An 18384-nucleotide genomic window follows, 5' to 3' on the forward strand; every position below is an offset into this window, starting at 1 on the left:
TATAAAAACTCCTTCCACAGTTTTATCCAGGGAAGGAGTTTTTCTTACATCTTGGCTTCAATTCCATTTATTCAATACTCTTGAGTGATTCTACCATATCAATCTTCTTCAATTTAAAATACATAATTCCATTTACGATCAATGAAAACAGAATTGTAAATAGCAGACTGTACATGTAACTTGAAAAGTTAATATTTCTTCCGAACATGGCTGTGTCTACTTCCACCGTATCAATGATAAAGGCATGCAGGAATTTTCCAAGCACCACTCCTACCGCCGCTCCGATGAATGTCAAAAGTACATTTTCACGATATACGTGTTCTGCCACTTCCAGATCATAAAATCCTAGCACTTTCAAGGTCGCCAGTTCCCTCTGCCGCTCCGTGATATTAACAGTATTAAGGTTATATAGTACGACAAATGCAAGCATTCCTGCAGAAATGATCAGTACTACAATAACCAGATTCAGACTTTTTAGCATATCGTCCAACTGTTTTTCAATATCACGCATATAGCTGACACTAAGCGCTCCGTCCTGGGTCAGAATGTCTTCACCAATCTTGTTGTAGTCTTCCTGCGTATCTCCTTTTTGTCCTGCAAAGAAAATACTGTTATATTCCGGATTCTCACCATACACTTTTTCATAATAAGAAGGAGTGAAGAAAATATAGTGTCCCATATAGTTCTCGCAGATATGAGCAATTTTTACTTTCTTGTTACCATTCTCTTCGTCTTTAATTTCAATGGTATCCCCTGCTTTTGCATTCAAAAGCTTTCCGGTTTTCTCAGAAATAATGACACCTTCATCATCAAGCGTATATTCCTCTTTTGATTTCCGGTCGTGGAAATCAAAATAATCTTTTACGTCTTTCGGTTCCGAAAATACGACCTGATAAGTATCACGTTTATTCTTTCCATTGACAAGTGTTACATTCTTCATGCTGGTCTGCATATAATGACTGATGTCCGAATCGTCCTTCATATAATCCAGGAGATTCTGTCTTGTCTCATCTGAAATGTCTTCTTTCAGGTAGACACTTCCATCATACATCTGAATATCCCGGAACTGCAGTTCTGCAATTTCATAACAGGAATCTTTGATTCCATATCCAACCAGCATCAATCCCATACAACCGCCAATTCCAAAAACTGTCATAAAGAAGCGTTTCTTATATCTGGTTAAGTTACGGATACAAGACTTCCACGTGAAACTTAAATGTTTCCAAATAAATTTTATTCTTTCTAAGAAAACTCTTTGTCCATTTTTAGGTGCCGGTGGGCGCATCAGTACTGCCGGCTGTGCTACAAGTTCTTTGTAACATGCAAAAAATGTTGCTGCCATTGTACATACAATTGCTGCCGCCGCTGCCATCCAGGCATAGATCCATTGGTATGGGACCAGAATATGTGTAATATGCTGATATAATATTCCATATGCATAGACAATGATATATGGCAATATCTTTTCACCGATCAGCACACCCAATACACTGCCGCCTGCTGTCGCGATCAATGCATATCCAAGATATTTCTTCGCGATGGACATCTTGCTATATCCAAGTGCTTTCATGGTTCCGATTGCGGTTCTTTGCTCTTCTACCATTCGCGTCATGCTGGTCAGACTAATCAGCGCCGCGACAAGAAAGAATAATACCGGGAAGACACGGCCAATCGCACCTAGACGCTCCGCGTTTTCTCCGTACCCGGAATACTCAGTCAAAGTATCACGGTCATAGACATACCAGGTTGGTTTTTCGATGTCCTGAATCTTTGCCTCTGCGTCCGCAATTTTCTGTTCACCTTCTGCAATCTTCTGGGCAGCCTCTTCTTCACCACTGGCATACTCAATTTTTGCCTCTGCAACTTTCGCTTCATTTTCCGCGATTTCTGCTGCTCCTTCTTCCAGCTTCTTCTCCTGCTTTCGAATTTCAGTCCATCCGGACTGAATCTGGGCTTTTCCACTTGCAAGCTGCTGTGGAACACCATTTAAAGAAGCCTTCGCTGCATCAAGCTCTGACTTTGTCTGAGCCAGAGTTGCTGCAGTGTCATCAAGCTGCTTCTGGGCAGCATCCAGTTCGGCTTTACTCTCATCATATGTCTGCTGTTCAATGGAAATCTTCTGCTGCATGCCAGCTTCGTTTTCCTTAAGCTCGGTAAGCTGTCGTTCATATTGTTCTTTTTGCGCCTTCTGCTCTTCTGTAAGCTGATCCTCAGGTATTTGGTCAAATGCTGACAATTCAGAATTTACTGCCTCGATCCTCTGCTGAATTTCCGTCAATGTCTGCTGGTCTGCCTGAATCATCTGCTGAAGCGCTGCAAGTCCTTCTCTTCCAGTCTGGATTTTCGCCTCAGCTTCCGGTTTCGCAGCCTCATATTGTGCAAGTCCGGCTTCATATTGATCCTCACCTTCCTGAAGCTGTGCAAGTCCGGCATTATATTGATTCTGTGCCTGTTCCAGTTCTCTTTCTTTTTTGCTCAATGTATTCTTAGCACTGGCAATCTGCTTTTTACCACTGGTAATCTGTGCTTTTCCATTCGTCAACTGCTCCTCGGCGTCTGCTATCTTAGCCGCCGCATCTGCAAGTTCCGAAGCTGCGTCCACTCTGCCCTGCTCCAGTTCTTCTCTCGCCTCGTCAATCTTCTCTTGTGCTTCATTTACCAGCTCCTGCTTTCGAATTTCAGCACGTTCGTCCGTAATATCTTCGATCTGATCCAGGACTTTCTCTACTTTCTTATCATATCCGTCCGTAAATGCCACTTCATTTTTTGCACCTTTGACCTGTACATATACTTCCGTGTATACGTCCATATCAAACGTCTCTTCCGGCACCATGACAAATGCACTGATAGTTCCGGTACCAATCGTTGCACTTCCGCGTCCATAAGAAATGTACATCGGACTGCTGCAAAGGCCGACAACTTTCAGCGTATCTGTCGTCAGAGTATCTGTAACCTCATCAGACGTTCCGGAACGCAATTTAATTGTATCTCCGACCTTATATCCTGCATCCTGGTCTGCCAGACATTCCCCTGCTTTTTGGGGCATCCGGCCGTCACTTAACTTCACTTGATTCATCTCATCCTGTAAAGATATCACATGCAGAACTTTTTGTTTCTTATCTACGATCTGCATGAAGTCCGCGCTGTACGCGCCCTCTGCATGTTCTACTCCGTCGATTTTCAAAATCGCGTCCACATCGTCCTGTGTCACGCCATATGTACTGAGCGCTTTGATATCCATAAGATTGCTTTCATCAAAATATGCATCTCCCGTCAGTCTCATATCCGGCTCCGATGCACGAATTCCTGAGAAAAATGCAACGCCCAGTGCCACTATAAATAAAATAGACAGAAATCGCCCCGGGCTCTTCTGGATCTCCATATAAAAATCTTTGCTCGTTGGTTTCATTTTCATATGTAATGCCTCTCTTTACCACTCAATCGTCTCGACTGGAACTGGGTGTTCGTTCACTGTCATCTCTGATACCATACCATTCTTTATCTTAATGACACGGTCCGCCATTGGCGCAATTGCAGAGTTGTGCGTGATCAGAATTACGGTCATCCCCTTTTCCCTGCAAGTATCCTGAAGAAGCTTCAAGATTGCTTTACCTGTATTGTAATCCAGCGCTCCTGTCGGCTCGTCACACAACAAAAGCTTCGGATTCTTTGCAAGCGCTCTTGCAATGGAAACCCTCTGCTGTTCTCCACCAGATAGCTGCGCCGGAAAATTATCCAGACGCTCACCAAGTCCTACATCTTCCATAACCTCCTGGGCATCCATAGGATTCTTACAGATCTGAAGAGCTAATTCTACATTTTCAAGAGCAGTCAGGTTCGGGATCAGATTATAAAACTGAAATACAAAACCAATGTCATCTCTTCTATATGCTGTCAATTGTCTCGGTGAATACTGTGCAATATCTTTTCCGTCTACGATCACACGCCCGGAGCTTGCCGTATCCATTCCTCCAAGAATATTCAATACTGTCGTCTTTCCGGCACCACTTGGGCCTACCACAACCGCAAATTCTCCCCTCTCAATCTGGAAATCAATACCGGCTGCAGCCATAATCTGCACCTCGCCCATCTGATATATTTTCTTCACATCCTCAAGGGATACAAAACTACTCATAACTTTCCTCCACTTCCTCCGTTGACACCCAATCCTCTTCCCTTACCGTTTTTTCACCTTTCCCTGATTCAGCCATCATTGCTAATTCTGCTTTCATTCTATCATAATCTTTCATATCCAAAATCACGTACTCACCTCTGCCATTTTTAGTCAAAAATACCGGAGCACCTTCACTTGTTTCTTTTAAAACTTCTGTATAATTTCTCAAATCAGAAATTGGTTTTATATTTGGCATTTTCACCGCTTCCTTTCAGTTCTTTTTCTTAGTATAACAATTCTTTTTCTTCTTTACAATTAAATTCACACGTTAATTTTACAGCAGTAAAAAAAATAAGATCATAATGCATTTCAGCTCCAAGTACTTTATACTATGATTAAGAACTACTAATGTCATTTTTCTATAAATTATAAAGATTGGAGTTTGCCATGGAATTACTTATGAACAGTCAGAAAGAATGTCAGCAACTGGAAGTATACGGGGAATATTTGAAGAAAATACCAGAACTGCTGAAACAATTAGAAACTGTTGAGAAAATGTATCAGAAAGCTGTGTTAGAAGAAGCCATGCTGAAAGACAAGCCTCTTGATAATCACAGTGTCCAGCTCTATGCAGAACGCCTGCGCAGAATCAAAGAACAATGTGAGATTCGCTCTGCAGACATCTGCCAGCAATGCACACTTATCCTCGAACTCAAAAGCCAGATAGAAGCCGAAAGTAGTGTATTGAAAGCGTTGCAAGAGTAAACATACAAAAATACAGGTCATTCTATCCTCCCAGAGCGGAACATTCCGCTGAGCCTATTAAAACAGTTCGAGTGCAAGCAATGGCTTTCACTCGAACTCTAGTCTCATCTCCCTCGCTCTGTAGTCGGATAGAATGACCTGTATTTTTCCACTTCTTTCGGCGCATAACTTGTGAAAAGTTCCAGTTCGCCAATAACTATAAAAAATCCAGACTATTTTTCTCGACTTCAGAGCGATGTAAATGAGACTGTAGGAAAAGTGAAAGTCTTTACTTGCACTTTTTCTGCTTTATCAGGCTCATTGTAATGTCTCGCTCTGCGGAGGATAAAATAGTCTGGATTTTTATTATGTTATATAATTTCAACTGAACTTTTCAAAAATTACTCCCGTCCATCGAAGCAATACGTACATACCTGACTTGGATCAATTCCAATAGACTCTAAAAGATCATCCAGTCTATGGTATCTTAGTGACGTAAAGTTCTGGATTCTTCGAATTTCTTCGATCATATTTGCATAGCGGTCGGAGCATGGATCTGAATACTCTTTTAATACCTCTGCAGATACTTCTCCGCCTTCCTGCTCCTGAATGACTCTTCTCGTGATCAGATCCATCTCGGATTTCGATCTCGAGAAGTTCAGGTATTTACATCCATAAAGAAGCGGTGGACATGCCGGGCGGATATGCACTTCCTTCGCTCCGCTTCTATATAAAAACTCTGTTGTCTCACGAAGCTGTGTTCCACGAACGATCGAGTCATCGATCAAGAGTAATTTCTTGTCTTCGATCAGAGCCTGTACAGGGATCAGCTTCATTCTCGCGATCAGGTCACGCTGACTTTGGTTGGTCGGCATAAATGATCTCGGCCATGTCGGTGTGTATTTGATAAATGGTCTTGCATACGGAATTCCTGATTCATTTGCATATCCGATTGCATGAGCAATACCTGAATCCGGCACACCTGCTACAATATCCGGATGCACACTATCTCCATCACGCTTTGCCAGCATACTTCCGCAACGGTAACGCATTTCCTCAACATTTACCCCTTCATACGCAGAAGTCGGATATCCATAGTATACCCACAGGAAAGAACAGATCTTCATCTTGCCAGTTCTTGCCGGGCGTATTTCTTCTACTCCCTCCGATGTCACATAGACGACCTCGCAAGGTCCCAGTTCCTTATAATCGGTATAGCCCAAGTTAATATAAGCATGACTTTCAAATGAAAGACAGTAAGAATCATCCTTCTTACCTATCACAAGAGGTGTTCGCCCATACCTGTCCCTTGCACCATAGATTCCTTCTTTTGTCATGACAAGCATCGTCATAGAACCATCTACAACGTCCTGTACATATTTGATTCCTTCTACTATGGATTCTTTCTCACAGATTAGCGCCGCCACAAGCTCTGTCACATTGATCTGCCCGTTAGTCATTTCCTGAAAATGTGAATGATCCTTCTCAAACAAACCTTTTAACAGTTCCTCATAGTTATTAACTTTTCCGACTGTTGTGATTGCAAAGCTTCCAAGGTGTGACTGAATCAAAAGTGGCTGCGGATCATAATCGGAAATACAGCCAATTCCAAGATATCCTTTCATTTCTGACACATCATGATCAAACTTTGTACGGAATGGAGAATTCTCTATATTATGAATGGCACGGTAAAATCCATCCTCTCCATAAACTGCCATTCCTCCTCGTCTTGTACCAAGATGTGAGTGATAGTCTACTCCGTAAAATAATTCCAGGACACAGTCCTGCTTTGATGCTACACCAAAAAATCCTCCCATGGCGACCTCCTTATATACTCTTTTGTTTTTATAACTATTTATTCCGTGCAAAAAAGTAACCCGGCAAAAGCCAGGTCACTCTTTTTACTTTAACATCTCACGAAGCTTCTGGTTGACCAGTCCGGGATTTGCTTTCCCCTTCATTGCTTTCATCGTCTGACCTACCAGTGCTCCAAGTGCCTTCTCTTTTCCACCCTTATAGTCTACTACAGCCTGTGGATTATCTGCAATAACTTTTTCGAGAACTTCTATAAGTGCTCCTTCGTCATTGACCGTTTTAAGCCCGTGTTCTTCAACATACTTTTCTGGATCTACATTTTCCTCGAACACATGATCAAAAACTTCTTTCGCCACCGAGCTGTTGATTGTTCCTGCATCTGCAAGCTCGATTAGTTTCGCAAGGTTCTCCGGTGTAAATGTAATATCTTCTGATTCCATGTTATGTTCTTTTAAGAGCCGCATCGTCTCCACCATGAGCCAGTTGGAAACTTTCTTAGGTTTTCCACATAAAGCAGTTGTTTCTTCAAAGATATCCGCCATATGTTTAGATTCTGTGAGGATTTCTGCATCATATTGTGGAATATCGAACTCTTTCTTGTAACGCTTTAATTTTTCCTCACGAAATTCCGGCTGTCGTTTCTTAACCCGGTCAATCCATTCCTGGCTGATAACAATCGGGACAAGGTCCGGTTCCGGGAAGTAACGGTAATCCTGTGCATCTTCTTTGGAACGCATTGCATGTGATGATTCTTTGTTGTCATCCCAGCGTCTCGTCTCCTGAACAACTTTCTTTCCGGCTTCCAGAAGCTCGATCTGACGCTCCCGTTCTCCTTCGATGGCTCTTGCAATTGCCTTAAAGGAGTTCAGGTTCTTCATCTCCGTTCTTGTTCCGAATTCACTGGTTCCTATTTCACGAACGGACAGGTTCACGTCCGCTCTCATAGAGCCCTCCTGCAATTTGCAGTCAGAAGCACCAAGATACTGAATCGTTGTACGAAGCTTTTCCAGATATGCAATAACTTCCTCAGAAGAGCGCATATCCGGCTCCGATACAATCTCCACAAGCGGTACACCGCTTCGGTTGTAATCTACCAGTGATGTATCGTCCCACTCGTCATGGATCAGCTTACCGGCATCTTCCTCCATATGCATTTCATGGATCCGTATTTTTTTCTTCGTATCGCCAACTTCAATCTCTACATAACCATTTCTTGCGATTGGTAAATATAACTGGGAAATCTGATAATTCTGTGGGTTATCCGGATAGAAGTAATTCTTACGATCGAATTTGCATACTCTTGTAATATCACAGTGAGTTGCAAGTCCGATTCCCATTGCATACTCTACTACCTGTCTGTTCAGTACCGGAAGGGAACCTGGCATACCAGTACATACCGGACATGTGTGGGTATTTGGCGCACCTCCGAACTGGGTGCTGCAACCACAGAAAATCTTTGTCTTTGTCGCAAGTTCTACGTGAACCTCAAGTCCAATGACTGTCTCATACTGCTTTGCCATAATTATCTTCCCTCCTTCACAAACTGTGGTGCTTCATAAGTTCTTGTCTGTTCAAATGTGTAGGCTGCCTGGATAATTTTTTTCTCCTGGAAGCAGTCTCCGATAAGCTGCATGCCGACCGGAAGACCTTTGGAATCTTTTCCTACCGGAATACTGATTCCCGGAAGTCCTGCCAGGTTCACGGAGATTGTGTAAATGTCACTCAAATACATTTTCATCGGATCACTTAAGCTCTTTCCAAGCTCTGGTGCCGTTGTCGGAGCCGCCGGAGCCACGATCATATCATATTTTGCAAATGCTTTGTCAAATGCCTGTTTAATCAGTGCCTTTGTACGAAGTGCTTTCAGATAGTAAGCATCATAATATCCAGAGCTTAATACGAAAGATCCAAGCATGATCCTGCGCTTTACTTCTGCTCCGAATCCTTCGGAACGTGTCTTTTTGTACATGTTGTGAAGTCCTTCGTATTCTTCTGTGCGGTAACCATATTTTACGCCATCAAAACGTGCCAGGTTGGAACTTGCCTCAGCATCTGCAATAATGTAGTATGCCGGAATCGCATATTTCACAAGACTTAAATCAAATTCTTCTACAGCTGCGCCTTTTTCTTCCAGGACCTTCACTGCATTTAAAATCTGCTCTTTTACGTCTGCGCTTAATCCATCCCCAAAGTAATCTCTCGGAATACCAATCTTCATACCTTTCACGTCGTCTGCCAATGCCGAAGTAAAGTCATATTCCCGCTCCACGGAAGTACTGTCTTTTACATCATGAGAAGCGATTGTCTCAAGGATAGTCGCACAATCTGTCACATCTTTCGCAATTGGTCCGATCTGATCCAGCGAAGAACCGTAAGCAATCAGTCCGTACCTGGATACCGTTCCATAAGTCGGTTTAATCCCCGTTACACCACAAAATGAACTCGGCTGACGGATCGATCCACCTGTATCAGAACCAAGTGCATAAGCGCACTCACCTGCTGCCACTGCTGCGCAGGAGCCGCCTGAAGAACCGCCTGGCACATGTCCCAGATTCCATGGATTTCTTGTCACTCCATAATAAGAAGTCTCGGTTGTACTTCCCATGGCGAATTCATCCATATTCGTCTTTCCGATTATGACTGCACCGGCTTTTTCCAAGTTCAAAACTGCCTCCGAAGTAAAGGTTGGAACAAAATTTTCCAGAATTTTGGAACTGCAAGTTGTTCTCATCCCTTTCGTGCACATATTATCCTTGATTGCCACCGGAACACCTGCAAGAGGACTCAGAAGTGTTCCGTCATCGATCATCTTCTGAACTTCTTCGGCACGCTTTAATGCACCCTCTTTATCAATGGTCACATAGCTGTGCACATCATTCTCTACCTTTTCAATCTGATCCAGATATGCCTGCGTGGCTTCCGTAACTGAAATTTCTTTTGCTTTTATTTTCTTTCCGAGTTCCACTGCTGTCAGACTCCTAATATCCATAACTCGTCTCCTCCTATCCGATCGTCTTCGGCACCTTGAAGCTCTGATCCTTCATAAGCGGTGCATTTGCCAATGTATCACTGCTGCCATCACCATTTATCACAACGTCTTCGCGAAATACATTATTCACCGGAAATACATGAGACATCGGTTCAATTCCATCCGTGTCAAGTTCATTTAATACATCAATGTAGTCCAACATTTTTTCCATATCTGCCTTGGCTTCTTCTTTCTCTTTCTCTGAAAGTTCCAGCTTCGCCAGAATACCCACATACTCAATGGTCTCGTCTGAGATTTTGTTTGCCATTTTAAGCACCCTCCTGTCTGCCAGTTATCTTACATCTTAATTCTTATCTTTAATAATTGTAATATTCATAATAATCCGTCGTTGATATATGCTCGCTTGGAGTCAGTCTGAGTTCCATATTGTCATCTAATGTAATCTGCGCATTTTTCGGAAGAACAAGATTCTTATATTCTTTTCCGTCTGTGCAATTCTCGCCCAGATACAGATCTTTTGTCTCCATAGATTCACCATATTCTGTATAAATATCAACGTCCACACTGCCTTCTCCACTGACCAGTATGAGATCATACACCCCTGCCGGAAGGTCAGGACCTACGGTCAGGTCTTTTTTTACTACCAAAGGCTCTTGTCCTGCCAGTGGATTATTTTCATAAAGAATGTTTTCTGTCTGCGCATTATCTGAATAAAGTGTAATCGTTGTCTGTGAAGAAATGTGAACAATCGCTCCATTGTATAATCTTAAGTCATCCAGATAATCACCGTCTGTCCGCCCTGCATATTCATAAAGGTAAAATCCACTGTCCCAGTCATCAACCTGGACCGTATCGTAATCATAAGATACATCCGCCTGATAATTTCCTTCCGGAATGTGCACACCGACCACATAGTCACCACTGGTCAGCTCAAAACTTACACTCTCACCATCTGCCGGAAGTTCTTTTGTCACATTTTCATACGGGTCACTTCTTGTATAGTCTTGTGTATTCTCCTGATATCCGCTGATTACATCATCTAAAATATCACTGACCATCGGTTGGAAAATACCCAAAAATACATTGAAGATGACAATGACTGCTATAATCTTACTGATGATCCTTCCCGGCTTTTTCTTCTTACCGACTTTCTTACGCCCTGTACTTCCTGTATTTCCAGAGTAAGTAGTTGTACTCCCCTGCCAGGACCGATCCTGCTGCCAGTTGTTATTTTTTTGCCTCCCCTGCCAGGACTGTCTCGGTGTATTCGGCTTCGGCTGTTTCTCCGGTTTTTCATTCTTGCCATAATGCACATGAGTCAATGGTTCATGATCACATTCACTTTGGTTTATTCGATAATTTTTATCGGATTTGTTATTGTCTAATCCACACTCCGTACAGATTCCATTACTATTCAGTTTTCCTCCACATAAAGAACATCTCTTTCCAAACATAGCTTCTTCCATCCTTTCTTCTCATTTCGCTCCCGGGTGGTTAAGCAGGTACATTTCCACTTTTATGGGGGAGCATAGATGAGAAGAACTGTCTGAGAATTCTCTATGGCTCCAGTCTGCTTAAGTCTCTTGGGAATAATGTTGTTTCTCTTACATTATCCTCCCCAAGCAGCTGCATCGTCAAGCGTTCCAGTCCAATTCCCAGTCCTCCGTGTGGCGGCATGCCATGTTTAAATGTAGCAAGATATTGATCCATACCTTCTGTCGTCATGCCTCTTGCTTCAATCTTCTTTAGAAGTGTCTGATAATCGTGGATTCTCTGACCTCCGGTCGTAATCTCAAGGCCACGGAAGAGAAGATCAAAGCTCAGTGTATATTTCGGATCCTCCGGATCGTCCATCGCGTAAAATGGACGCTTCTTTGACGGATAGTGCGTAACAAATACAAAATCGCTGCCCCACTCTTCTTTTGCATATTTTCCGATCAGTACTTCTTCCTCTGGTTCCAGATCAAATGGGTTACGCATCTTGTGATTATATTTCTCAGCTACCAGCTCTTTGATCTCACTGAATTTTACTGCCGGAATCTGATCTGCTTTCGGAAGTTCCACATTCAGAATCTTCAGTTCTCTGGCATAATCTTTTTTTAAAAGTTCCATGGCATACTGGAGAAATCCTGTCTCCATTCCCATAATATCCTCAAATCCATCAATATAGCCCATCTCGAAGTCCAGACTCGTATATTCGTTCAAATGTCTCTTCGTATTATGCTTCTCAGCACGGAACACCGGCGCCGTTTCAAATACCCGGTCAAACACACCGACCATCATCTGTTTGTAGAACTGAGGACTTTGCTGGAGCACTGCCGGACGGTGGAAATATTCCAGCTTAAATAAGTTTGCACCACCTTCTGCACTTTTGGCTCCAATCTTCGGTGTATGAATTTCGGTAAATTCCTGACTATATAAGAAATCACGAAATGCTCTTGTCAATCCTTCCTGAATCCGGAATTTTGCACGCTCCCTGATATTTCTAAGAGAAATGGAACGATAATTTAACTTTGCCTCCAGAGAAGTGTTTAATTTCCACTTGGAAATTGCAAGCGGCATCATCTCATCTTCCGGCTGACTTAAGATTTTAACTTTTTTCATGCGGATTTCAATGCCATTCGGCGCTTTTTCATTCTGCTCAAGCACCCCTTCGACTTCAAGCGTTGATGCTTCTTTGATTTCTTTCAGATCAAATGTGGCACTGCCTTCTTCGTATACACACTGGAGCAGGCCTTCTCTTTTTCTTAAGATTACAAATGCAACTGTACCCATATCACGGATTGTATGCACTGCACCATTGACTTTTACTGCCTCGCCGGTCTTTGCATTTAAAAGTTCTGTAATCTCCAATGTATCTTTTTTCTTTACGCCTGTCTGGTATTCCATGACTGTTTCCCTCCTGTTAAATTTTGTTCCATTTTTATTACTCTTTTAATATTTTTCTTTCAGAAAGTATTTTCCTTAATGCAAAAAGTCCCGGAATACATAATCGTATTCCGGGACGGATTATCTTAATATCCGCGGTACCACCCGCTTTTGAACTCGTCTTTGAATTCATCTCTCGCACATAACGCGTGCCAGCGTACTGCTCTACTTGCAATTGCTGTAAATTTAAACCTAAATTGCTTTCGCTCAGTCTGCTCCAGAGTGTTCCCTATTGTTCCTTTCCCTCAAATGACGCTCTCAGTCGGTGGCGTCATATTCCTGTCAAGTTATCACGAACAGAGTCTCTTTCTCTGCATTTTCTATACTGTCTCTAAAAAGATGCTCTTATGTTAGCACATGTTTTTTTTCTTTGCAAGACATTTTTTCAACTTTTTTATGTTCTTTTTTTTCTTTTCCTTTCTTTCAATCTTCTCTTAGACAATTCCTCTCAAAGCTGGCTGTGGATTACTGTTGAATTTCCAGCTGATATAATACACAAGTGCATCAATAAACTGCGCATTTCCAGGACATTTCTTCGCACCAAATCCCATGATCTCCACCATATATTCCCGGTTGTTCTGCCACCCCACTTCTACAACCTTCCGGATTGCCCGCTCTACTTTTCTTGGCGATTCGTCATAGATCTGTCCAATAACAGGATAAATATCAGCCATAATGCACAGCGGCTCTCTCATGTACTGATCCGCCAGTCTGACCGCCACTGGTAAATATGTATACCCTTTATATTTTGGCGTAATATTGCATTTCGATAAAACTTGTAGTGTTGCATCCTCCATGTTACATTCCCCCTGATTCTGTAGTTGATTTGAAAAAATGCACTTGCTATAATACTTACATAAAGTATTATATCCAACTACTAAGCTAATTACTTAACCGAAATTTACGACTTTTTTTCAACATTATTTTATAAATGGTCAGTTTTTTGTCCATTATTCCAGCAAACAAAAAAGAGGGGAATTTGAGACAAATATGACGAAAAATGTATTATTGGACTGTTTTGTCCAGAATCTGGAAAAAGAACGTTTAAATCTCGGAATGACACAGGCAGAATTTGCATCCAAACTGGAAATTTCGGTGTCTACTTACAAAAATATCATTTCTCGGAGGACTGACAAAATTGATATCATGATCGCCATGCAAATCTACAAACTGACAGGGCATTTTCTTTATGAGTTATTTGGAAATGATAATCCGGAAATGGAATGTCTGAAAAAGTTTCGTCTGCTAAATAATCGCCAGAAGGCATACATCAGTGGCAAGATTGATTTCGAACTGGAAATGATGAGTCACGAGCAGGATTCAGAAAATATGCTGGATGTTCTTGTACTGACCGGCAACATGGAAGATGGTATGGTACTGGATTCTGCGAATGAAGAACGTATCTACTGTCCGGAATATATTAAGAAATATGGTGAACGCCTGCATTGTGGCATTCGCATTACTTCCAACCACCTTAATCCTGTGTATGTCAGAAATGATATCCTGGGGATTTCAAAGAAACCTCCGCGTGACGGTGACACCTGTATCCTGATCCACAAGCCGACCGGCCGCGCATTTATCCGCAAGATGCAACAGGGAAATCCTTGTCATCTGCTCCCGATCAACGGTTATGGCGATATTATCACAGTTGACCCGAACAATCATACCGATATGGTACAATGGTTAAAATTCGGAGTCGTGATTGCAGTCCTGCGACGCTAATTAATTTCAATTGATTGTTTTTTTAGCGAAAGCGCCACACAGATTCAAGGCTTTCTTTCGTCACCTGTCTGTGTGGCATTTTTATTATCTTAAGAGGTCGTATTCCTATCTATGTATTTGTTTTCCGTCTTGGAGTACACAATCTTCTGCGCTTTATAAAGGCTCTGATATCCGGACAGCAGATAACTGACCGCAATCACGGTACAAAAATACGGCATACCCGCAAATCCAAACAGCTCAAATGCGATCAGAAGGGAACTGATCGGACTGTTTGTCACAGCACAGAACACGCCTACCATCCCACACGCTGCACAGATATCTACCGGCAAGCCAAATATCGGTGCCAGTGCGGAGCCGAATGTTGCCCCAATAAACAGTGACGGGACTATCTCACCGCCTTTAAAACCAGAACAAAGTGTGATACATGTAAATAATATTTTCAGCAAAAATACCCACAATTTCTGAGATTCTGCAAAACTCTGCGCAATCGTACCTCCACCAAGTCCCAGATAGGTATCTGTTCCCGTAATCTTCCACAAAAGAACGACTGTCACACCTCCAACAAACACTCGAAGGTACGGATTCTGAAACCATTTTTTCAACTGCTTTTCAAAAATATGTAACATCACGCAAAACAGCGCTCCGGCAAATGCAAAACAGATTGCCAGAAGAATCGCTTTCCCCCACGCGATTCCATAAAAATTCGGTACTTTTTCTACGGGATACGGCGCAGTCAGTGTCCGAACTCCCATAAGGATTGAAATCCGCTCTCCGATAAATGCGGAGAACACGCACGGAACGAGCGCTGCATAATACATAATCCCGACGCTGATAACCTCCATCGGGAACAATGCTGCTGCCATCGGCGTTCCAAATAGTGCTGCAAAAGCTGCGCTCATACCCGCCAGCGTCATAATACGTTTATCACTCTCATTCAAATGTATCTTACGTCCTAGCCAGTTTCCGAGACTTGCCCCAAACTGAAGTGCCGCACCTTCCCGGCCGGCAGAACCTCCAAACAAATGCGTCAAAGCTGTTGCAATCAAAATCAATGGTGCCACTCTTCCCGGCATCGTATTCTGATCTGACCGTACTACCATAAGCACCATATCTGTTCCGGCATTCTTCTCTTGCCCCGTAACATGATAAAGAAAAACAATCATGAGACCTGCAAAAGGCAGCAGATATACCATCCACATATGCCCCATACGAAAGTCCGTTGCCCACGCGATCAGATTCGCAAATGCACTGGCGATGACACCAATCACACCGCCAATCACAATTGATAATAGAATCCATTTCACCAGACTCCCTAACAATATTCTCCACGCATGAAACATATGCATGAGCTCCTTCTTCACCTTCTCCATTTCCATCTCACTTCCTCTATTCCTGTATTGTTAAAATTATAAACGCACGGATTCAAAACTTGGCTATATGCAAATTTGAATTGCACCTATAATAACCAGTTTTTTATCCGTGCGCCTTATAAATACCTCACCTTATGAGCCTGACGGAATATATGGTCTAAGTACCCCGGCAACATTACTGATCGGCATTGTCTGAAGCCATACCCTTCCCGGTCCTGTAATCACGGTATTAAACAGTCCTTCGCCTCCAAAAAGCATATTCTTCACGCCCGGCACAGTCTGAATATCCATCTGACAACTGGCTGTCATTGCTGCAAGATGTCCCGTATCAATCACAATCTGCTGTCCCGGCTGCAGTTCATATTCCACTACATGTCCGTCAAATTCCGCAAATGCAACTCCCTGTCCACTGACTTTCTGAAGAACAAATCCTTCTCCTCCAAATAATCCGGAAGCCACTTTCTTATGGAAATGTACAGACAACTGTACTCCCGCTTCACTTGCCAGAAATGCACTCTTCTGGAAGATCATTTCCTGCCCCGGTCTGATGTTAAATGCACGAATCGATCCTGGAAAGCAAGAAGCAAATGCGATCATTCCGTTTCCTCCCTGTGCAGTGTAAATATTCTGGAACATCTTCTCTCCTGAGAACATTCTTCCTACAGCTTTCCCAATCCCTCCATTGGTCGTTGTCTCCATCTTCATGTTCGGAGACATCCAGGACATACCGCCCCCTTCCGTAATCATCCGCTCACCTGCTTCAAGCTGGCAGATCACAACCGGAAGAGTATCTCCCTGAATCTGATACCTCATATTTGTCATCCTCCTTTATATGGAATTTTATATAAGTGCCATTCGGTCTAACTGACACATATATTTGTCAATACGTATCTGGTCTGCCGCTGAAATCTGCTTACCAGAAAAATAATATGTAACCCGATCAGTTTTTGAAAATTCCTCTGCATCATTAGTCCCATTCTTCACACTGATCGTATCACACTCTTTTTCCATTCTACGGATTAATTCCCGAAGTGCTCCTTCATTTCCATCTACAAATTCTATCTTATTCGGGAAAATCTCCTGATAGCTCTCTTTGAAATAATTAAAATGGGTACAGCCAAGGACAAATGCTTTATATTCCTCTAATGGATAATCCTTCAGCGCCTCCTTAAGATACGGCACGATCTGATTCTGATCGAATATTTCCTGCTCTGCAAATCTAACCAGCTTTGGAAGCGCAACCAGATCTACCATATCACGCTTATCCACCCGGTCCACCAAGTGATGAAGCTTGTCTCCTTGAATTGTGATTGGTGTTGCTGCCACCAGGATTCTTCCCGGTCTGTCAGCATATTCTTCTACTGCTTTTTTCACTGCCGGTTCCATGCCCACAATCGGCAGTGGAAACTGACTTCTGTATTCTTTTGTGGCCACACTCGTAGCTGTATTGCAGGCAATCACAATCGCATCTACCTGCTTCTTGATCATAAATGCTATAATTTCGTCAATATATCCCCGGACTTGCTCTCTTGTTTTTTCCCCATATGGGACGTGCTCCTCGTCCGCATAATAGAGAAAATCTGCTTCTGGTATCATGCGAAGTGCACGGTGCAGAACAGACAGCCCACCCATGCCCGAGTCAAAAATACCTATTTTCATGATGTCACTCCTAGAACAATGAATGTGCCTTGGCACAATCAAGCTGTTTCTTCATTATAGCACAGAAAATTCCTTTGCAACTGGCTTTCTTTGATTTTTTAATGTTTTTGAAAAGATAAACGAGCCGAATATTACAACATAACAAATGACTGCCAATGGCGTTGAAAATGTAAAGCTATTCTCTGTTAATTTCCATAATCCTAATAAATTATTATTTAAGAAATGAATCACCACTGCAATCCATATAGTTGATGTCCGCTTATAAATCCAACACATAAAAATTGTATGGCTAATAAGCATAACAGACCGTCCAATAAAAAAAGTAATTGGAAGTTTAGTTATCATATAGTCTATCGGCAAATGAAAAAGCACTTCTATCGTTCCCAGGAAAAATATTGCTTTATAAACTCCATATTCTTTCTCCAGCAATGGAAACAAAAAATATCCCCACCCATATTCCTCGCCCAAGAATATAATAAATGTAAAGATAAACAGTGGCGCAAAACCAACTAGCTGTTTCACATCTGCCAATGGAACCTTTAATTGCGCTACATCTCCTGTTTTTAGATAATCACATACGAATTCCACTCGAACCATAAGGATAAAAATAGCAATATAAAGCAACGCATATTTCAATACTTCCTTAAACGAAACATTATAAGACAGACCTATATTGACCAAAATATTTTCCCCAATGGATTGTAAAAAGTAAATACTGCATAATGATTCAGCTATCATCAATATTTGAGATATAAAGACACTACTTGGAATAATAACGGATATTACAGTATATATCGTCATTCCTGCAAAACAAATTTTATAAAACCGAAAAAATTTATTGGATTCATTCTGACTTGATGCCCGTTGTTTTGCAAACAAAGTACTCATGGTTGGTAAAAGCATCAAAATATAACCTTCTGAGAACTTTTTTAAATGAAACACCTGATTATATAAAATCCCCAAAAAAATAAATAGAATTTCAAAACTAAACATGAATAATAAGAAATACTGTATCATTGACTTTTCTTTTTTATCAGTCATAA

The 18384-nt window shown here is 42.0% G+C and carries 16 protein-coding genes; 2 read left to right on the forward strand and 14 right to left on the reverse strand.

All coding sequences use genetic code 11. From position 1 onward, the window contains the following. Positions 1–67 precede the first annotated feature (67 nt). The 3 genes from C7E02_RS09625 to C7E02_RS09635 are packed head-to-tail and all read right to left on the reverse strand — an operon-like array spanning position 68 to position 4370. Positions 68–3415, reverse strand: a complete 3348-nt coding sequence (locus tag C7E02_RS09625; protein WP_105309434.1) for an FtsX-like permease family protein — start codon at positions 3413–3415, stop codon at positions 68–70. 15 nt (positions 3416–3430) lie between these two features. Beyond that, on the reverse strand, positions 3431–4135 hold the full coding sequence (locus C7E02_RS09630) for an ABC transporter ATP-binding protein (protein WP_005340938.1): 705 nt from the start codon (positions 4133–4135) through the stop codon (positions 3431–3433). Beyond that, positions 4128–4370 carry a type II toxin-antitoxin system prevent-host-death family antitoxin gene (locus C7E02_RS09635; RefSeq protein WP_105309435.1) on the reverse strand — a complete coding sequence of 81 codons (243 nt, stop codon included), beginning with the start codon at positions 4368–4370 and terminating at the stop codon, positions 4128–4130. Before C7E02_RS09635 ends, C7E02_RS09630 begins: the two co-directional genes overlap by 8 nt. A gap of 191 nt (positions 4371–4561) precedes the next feature. Here C7E02_RS09635 and C7E02_RS09640 point away from each other — a divergent pair, with 191 nt between their 5' ends. Further along, the gene (locus C7E02_RS09640) at positions 4562–4879 is read left to right on the forward strand and encodes a hypothetical protein (RefSeq protein ID WP_105309436.1); all 318 of its coding nucleotides are present in this window, start codon (positions 4562–4564) and stop codon (positions 4877–4879) included. A 380-nt stretch (positions 4880–5259) separates the two neighbouring features. Here C7E02_RS09640 and C7E02_RS09645 read toward each other — a convergent pair whose 3' ends face one another. The 7 genes from C7E02_RS09645 to C7E02_RS09675 form a co-directional block, all read right to left on the reverse strand. Then, positions 5260–6675 carry an amidophosphoribosyltransferase gene (locus C7E02_RS09645; protein WP_005340942.1) on the reverse strand — a complete coding sequence of 472 codons (1416 nt, stop codon included), beginning with the start codon at positions 6673–6675 and terminating at the stop codon, positions 5260–5262. 84 nt (positions 6676–6759) lie between these two features. Further along, positions 6760–8193 (reverse strand): Asp-tRNA(Asn)/Glu-tRNA(Gln) amidotransferase subunit GatB, encoded by a 1434-nt coding sequence (gene gatB, locus C7E02_RS09650; RefSeq protein WP_105309437.1) that lies wholly within the window; start codon positions 8191–8193, stop codon positions 6760–6762. Positions 8194–8195: 2 nt separating this feature from the next. After that, positions 8196–9662 (reverse strand): Asp-tRNA(Asn)/Glu-tRNA(Gln) amidotransferase subunit GatA, encoded by a 1467-nt coding sequence (gene gatA / locus C7E02_RS09655; RefSeq protein ID WP_105309438.1) that lies wholly within the window; start codon positions 9660–9662, stop codon positions 8196–8198. 13 nt (positions 9663–9675) lie between these two features. After that, positions 9676–9969 carry an Asp-tRNA(Asn)/Glu-tRNA(Gln) amidotransferase subunit GatC gene (gatC, locus tag C7E02_RS09660; protein ID WP_105309439.1) on the reverse strand — a complete coding sequence of 98 codons (294 nt, stop codon included), beginning with the start codon at positions 9967–9969 and terminating at the stop codon, positions 9676–9678. A 49-nt stretch (positions 9970–10018) separates the two neighbouring features. Further along, a complete protein-coding gene (locus tag C7E02_RS09665) occupies positions 10019–11128 on the reverse strand; it encodes a hypothetical protein (RefSeq protein ID WP_029731571.1) in 1110 nt (369 codons plus the stop codon). Between the two features lie 91 nt (positions 11129–11219). Continuing rightward, positions 11220–12551, reverse strand: a complete 1332-nt coding sequence (gene aspS / locus C7E02_RS09670; RefSeq protein ID WP_105309440.1) for an aspartate--tRNA(Asn) ligase — start codon at positions 12549–12551, stop codon at positions 11220–11222. Between the two features lie 473 nt (positions 12552–13024). Continuing rightward, positions 13025–13387: a sporulation initiation factor Spo0A C-terminal domain-containing protein gene (locus C7E02_RS09675; RefSeq protein WP_005340952.1), complete on the reverse strand. Its 363-nt coding sequence runs from the start codon at positions 13385–13387 to the stop codon at positions 13025–13027. A gap of 193 nt (positions 13388–13580) precedes the next feature. Here C7E02_RS09675 and C7E02_RS09680 point away from each other — a divergent pair, with 193 nt between their 5' ends. Continuing rightward, a complete protein-coding gene (locus tag C7E02_RS09680) occupies positions 13581–14312 on the forward strand; it encodes a helix-turn-helix domain-containing protein (RefSeq protein ID WP_005340954.1) in 732 nt (243 codons plus the stop codon). An 89-nt stretch (positions 14313–14401) separates the two neighbouring features. On the opposite strand, the gene C7E02_RS09685 is transcribed toward C7E02_RS09680, so the two are convergent. The 4 genes from C7E02_RS09685 to C7E02_RS09700 form a co-directional block, all read right to left on the reverse strand. Then, entirely contained in the window at positions 14402–15688 is a 1287-nt protein-coding gene (locus C7E02_RS09685; protein WP_022278799.1) for a chloride channel protein, read from the reverse strand. Positions 15689–15814: 126 nt separating this feature from the next. Then, a complete protein-coding gene (locus C7E02_RS09690; RefSeq protein ID WP_005340959.1) occupies positions 15815–16495 on the reverse strand; it encodes a TIGR00266 family protein in 681 nt (226 codons plus the stop codon). A gap of 27 nt (positions 16496–16522) precedes the next feature. Then, positions 16523–17341 carry a glutamate racemase gene (murI, locus tag C7E02_RS09695; RefSeq protein WP_105309441.1) on the reverse strand — a complete coding sequence of 273 codons (819 nt, stop codon included), beginning with the start codon at positions 17339–17341 and terminating at the stop codon, positions 16523–16525. A 54-nt stretch (positions 17342–17395) separates the two neighbouring features. Next, positions 17396–18382 carry a CPBP family intramembrane glutamic endopeptidase gene (locus tag C7E02_RS09700; protein ID WP_029731570.1) on the reverse strand — a complete coding sequence of 329 codons (987 nt, stop codon included), beginning with the start codon at positions 18380–18382 and terminating at the stop codon, positions 17396–17398. Between the last annotated feature and the right edge of the window lie 2 nt (positions 18383–18384).

The organism is Dorea sp. Marseille-P4042 (assembly GCF_900290215.1).
Lineage (GTDB): Bacteria > Bacillota > Clostridia > Lachnospirales > Lachnospiraceae > Dorea > Dorea formicigenerans.

Coding starts and splice junctions, on each gene's coding strand:
- C7E02_RS09625 (WP_105309434.1), bottom strand. CDS start 3,415: ATGAAAATGAAACCAACGAGCAAAGATTTTTATATGGAGATCCAGAAG.
- C7E02_RS09630 (WP_005340938.1), bottom strand. CDS start 4,135: ATGAGTAGTTTTGTATCCCTTGAGGATGTGAAGAAAATATATCAGATG.
- C7E02_RS09635 (WP_105309435.1), bottom strand. CDS start 4,370: ATGCCAAATATAAAACCAATTTCTGATTTGAGAAATTATACAGAAGTT.
- C7E02_RS09640 (WP_105309436.1), top strand. CDS start 4,562: ATGGAATTACTTATGAACAGTCAGAAAGAATGTCAGCAACTGGAAGTA.
- C7E02_RS09645 (WP_005340942.1), bottom strand. CDS start 6,675: ATGGGAGGATTTTTTGGTGTAGCATCAAAGCAGGACTGTGTCCTGGAA.
- gatB (WP_105309437.1), bottom strand. CDS start 8,193: ATGGCAAAGCAGTATGAGACAGTCATTGGACTTGAGGTTCACGTAGAA.
- gatA (WP_105309438.1), bottom strand. CDS start 9,662: ATGGATATTAGGAGTCTGACAGCAGTGGAACTCGGAAAGAAAATAAAA.
- gatC (WP_105309439.1), bottom strand. CDS start 9,969: ATGGCAAACAAAATCTCAGACGAGACCATTGAGTATGTGGGTATTCTG.
- C7E02_RS09665 (WP_029731571.1), bottom strand. CDS start 11,128: ATGGAAGAAGCTATGTTTGGAAAGAGATGTTCTTTATGTGGAGGAAAA.
- aspS (WP_105309440.1), bottom strand. CDS start 12,551: ATGGAATACCAGACAGGCGTAAAGAAAAAAGATACATTGGAGATTACA.
- C7E02_RS09675 (WP_005340952.1), bottom strand. CDS start 13,387: ATGGAGGATGCAACACTACAAGTTTTATCGAAATGCAATATTACGCCA.
- C7E02_RS09680 (WP_005340954.1), top strand. CDS start 13,581: ATGACGAAAAATGTATTATTGGACTGTTTTGTCCAGAATCTGGAAAAA.
- C7E02_RS09685 (WP_022278799.1), bottom strand. CDS start 15,688: ATGGAAATGGAGAAGGTGAAGAAGGAGCTCATGCATATGTTTCATGCG.
- C7E02_RS09690 (WP_005340959.1), bottom strand. CDS start 16,495: ATGAGGTATCAGATTCAGGGAGATACTCTTCCGGTTGTGATCTGCCAG.
- murI (WP_105309441.1), bottom strand. CDS start 17,341: ATGAAAATAGGTATTTTTGACTCGGGCATGGGTGGGCTGTCTGTTCTG.
- C7E02_RS09700 (WP_029731570.1), bottom strand. CDS start 18,382: ATGACTGATAAAAAAGAAAAGTCAATGATACAGTATTTCTTATTATTC.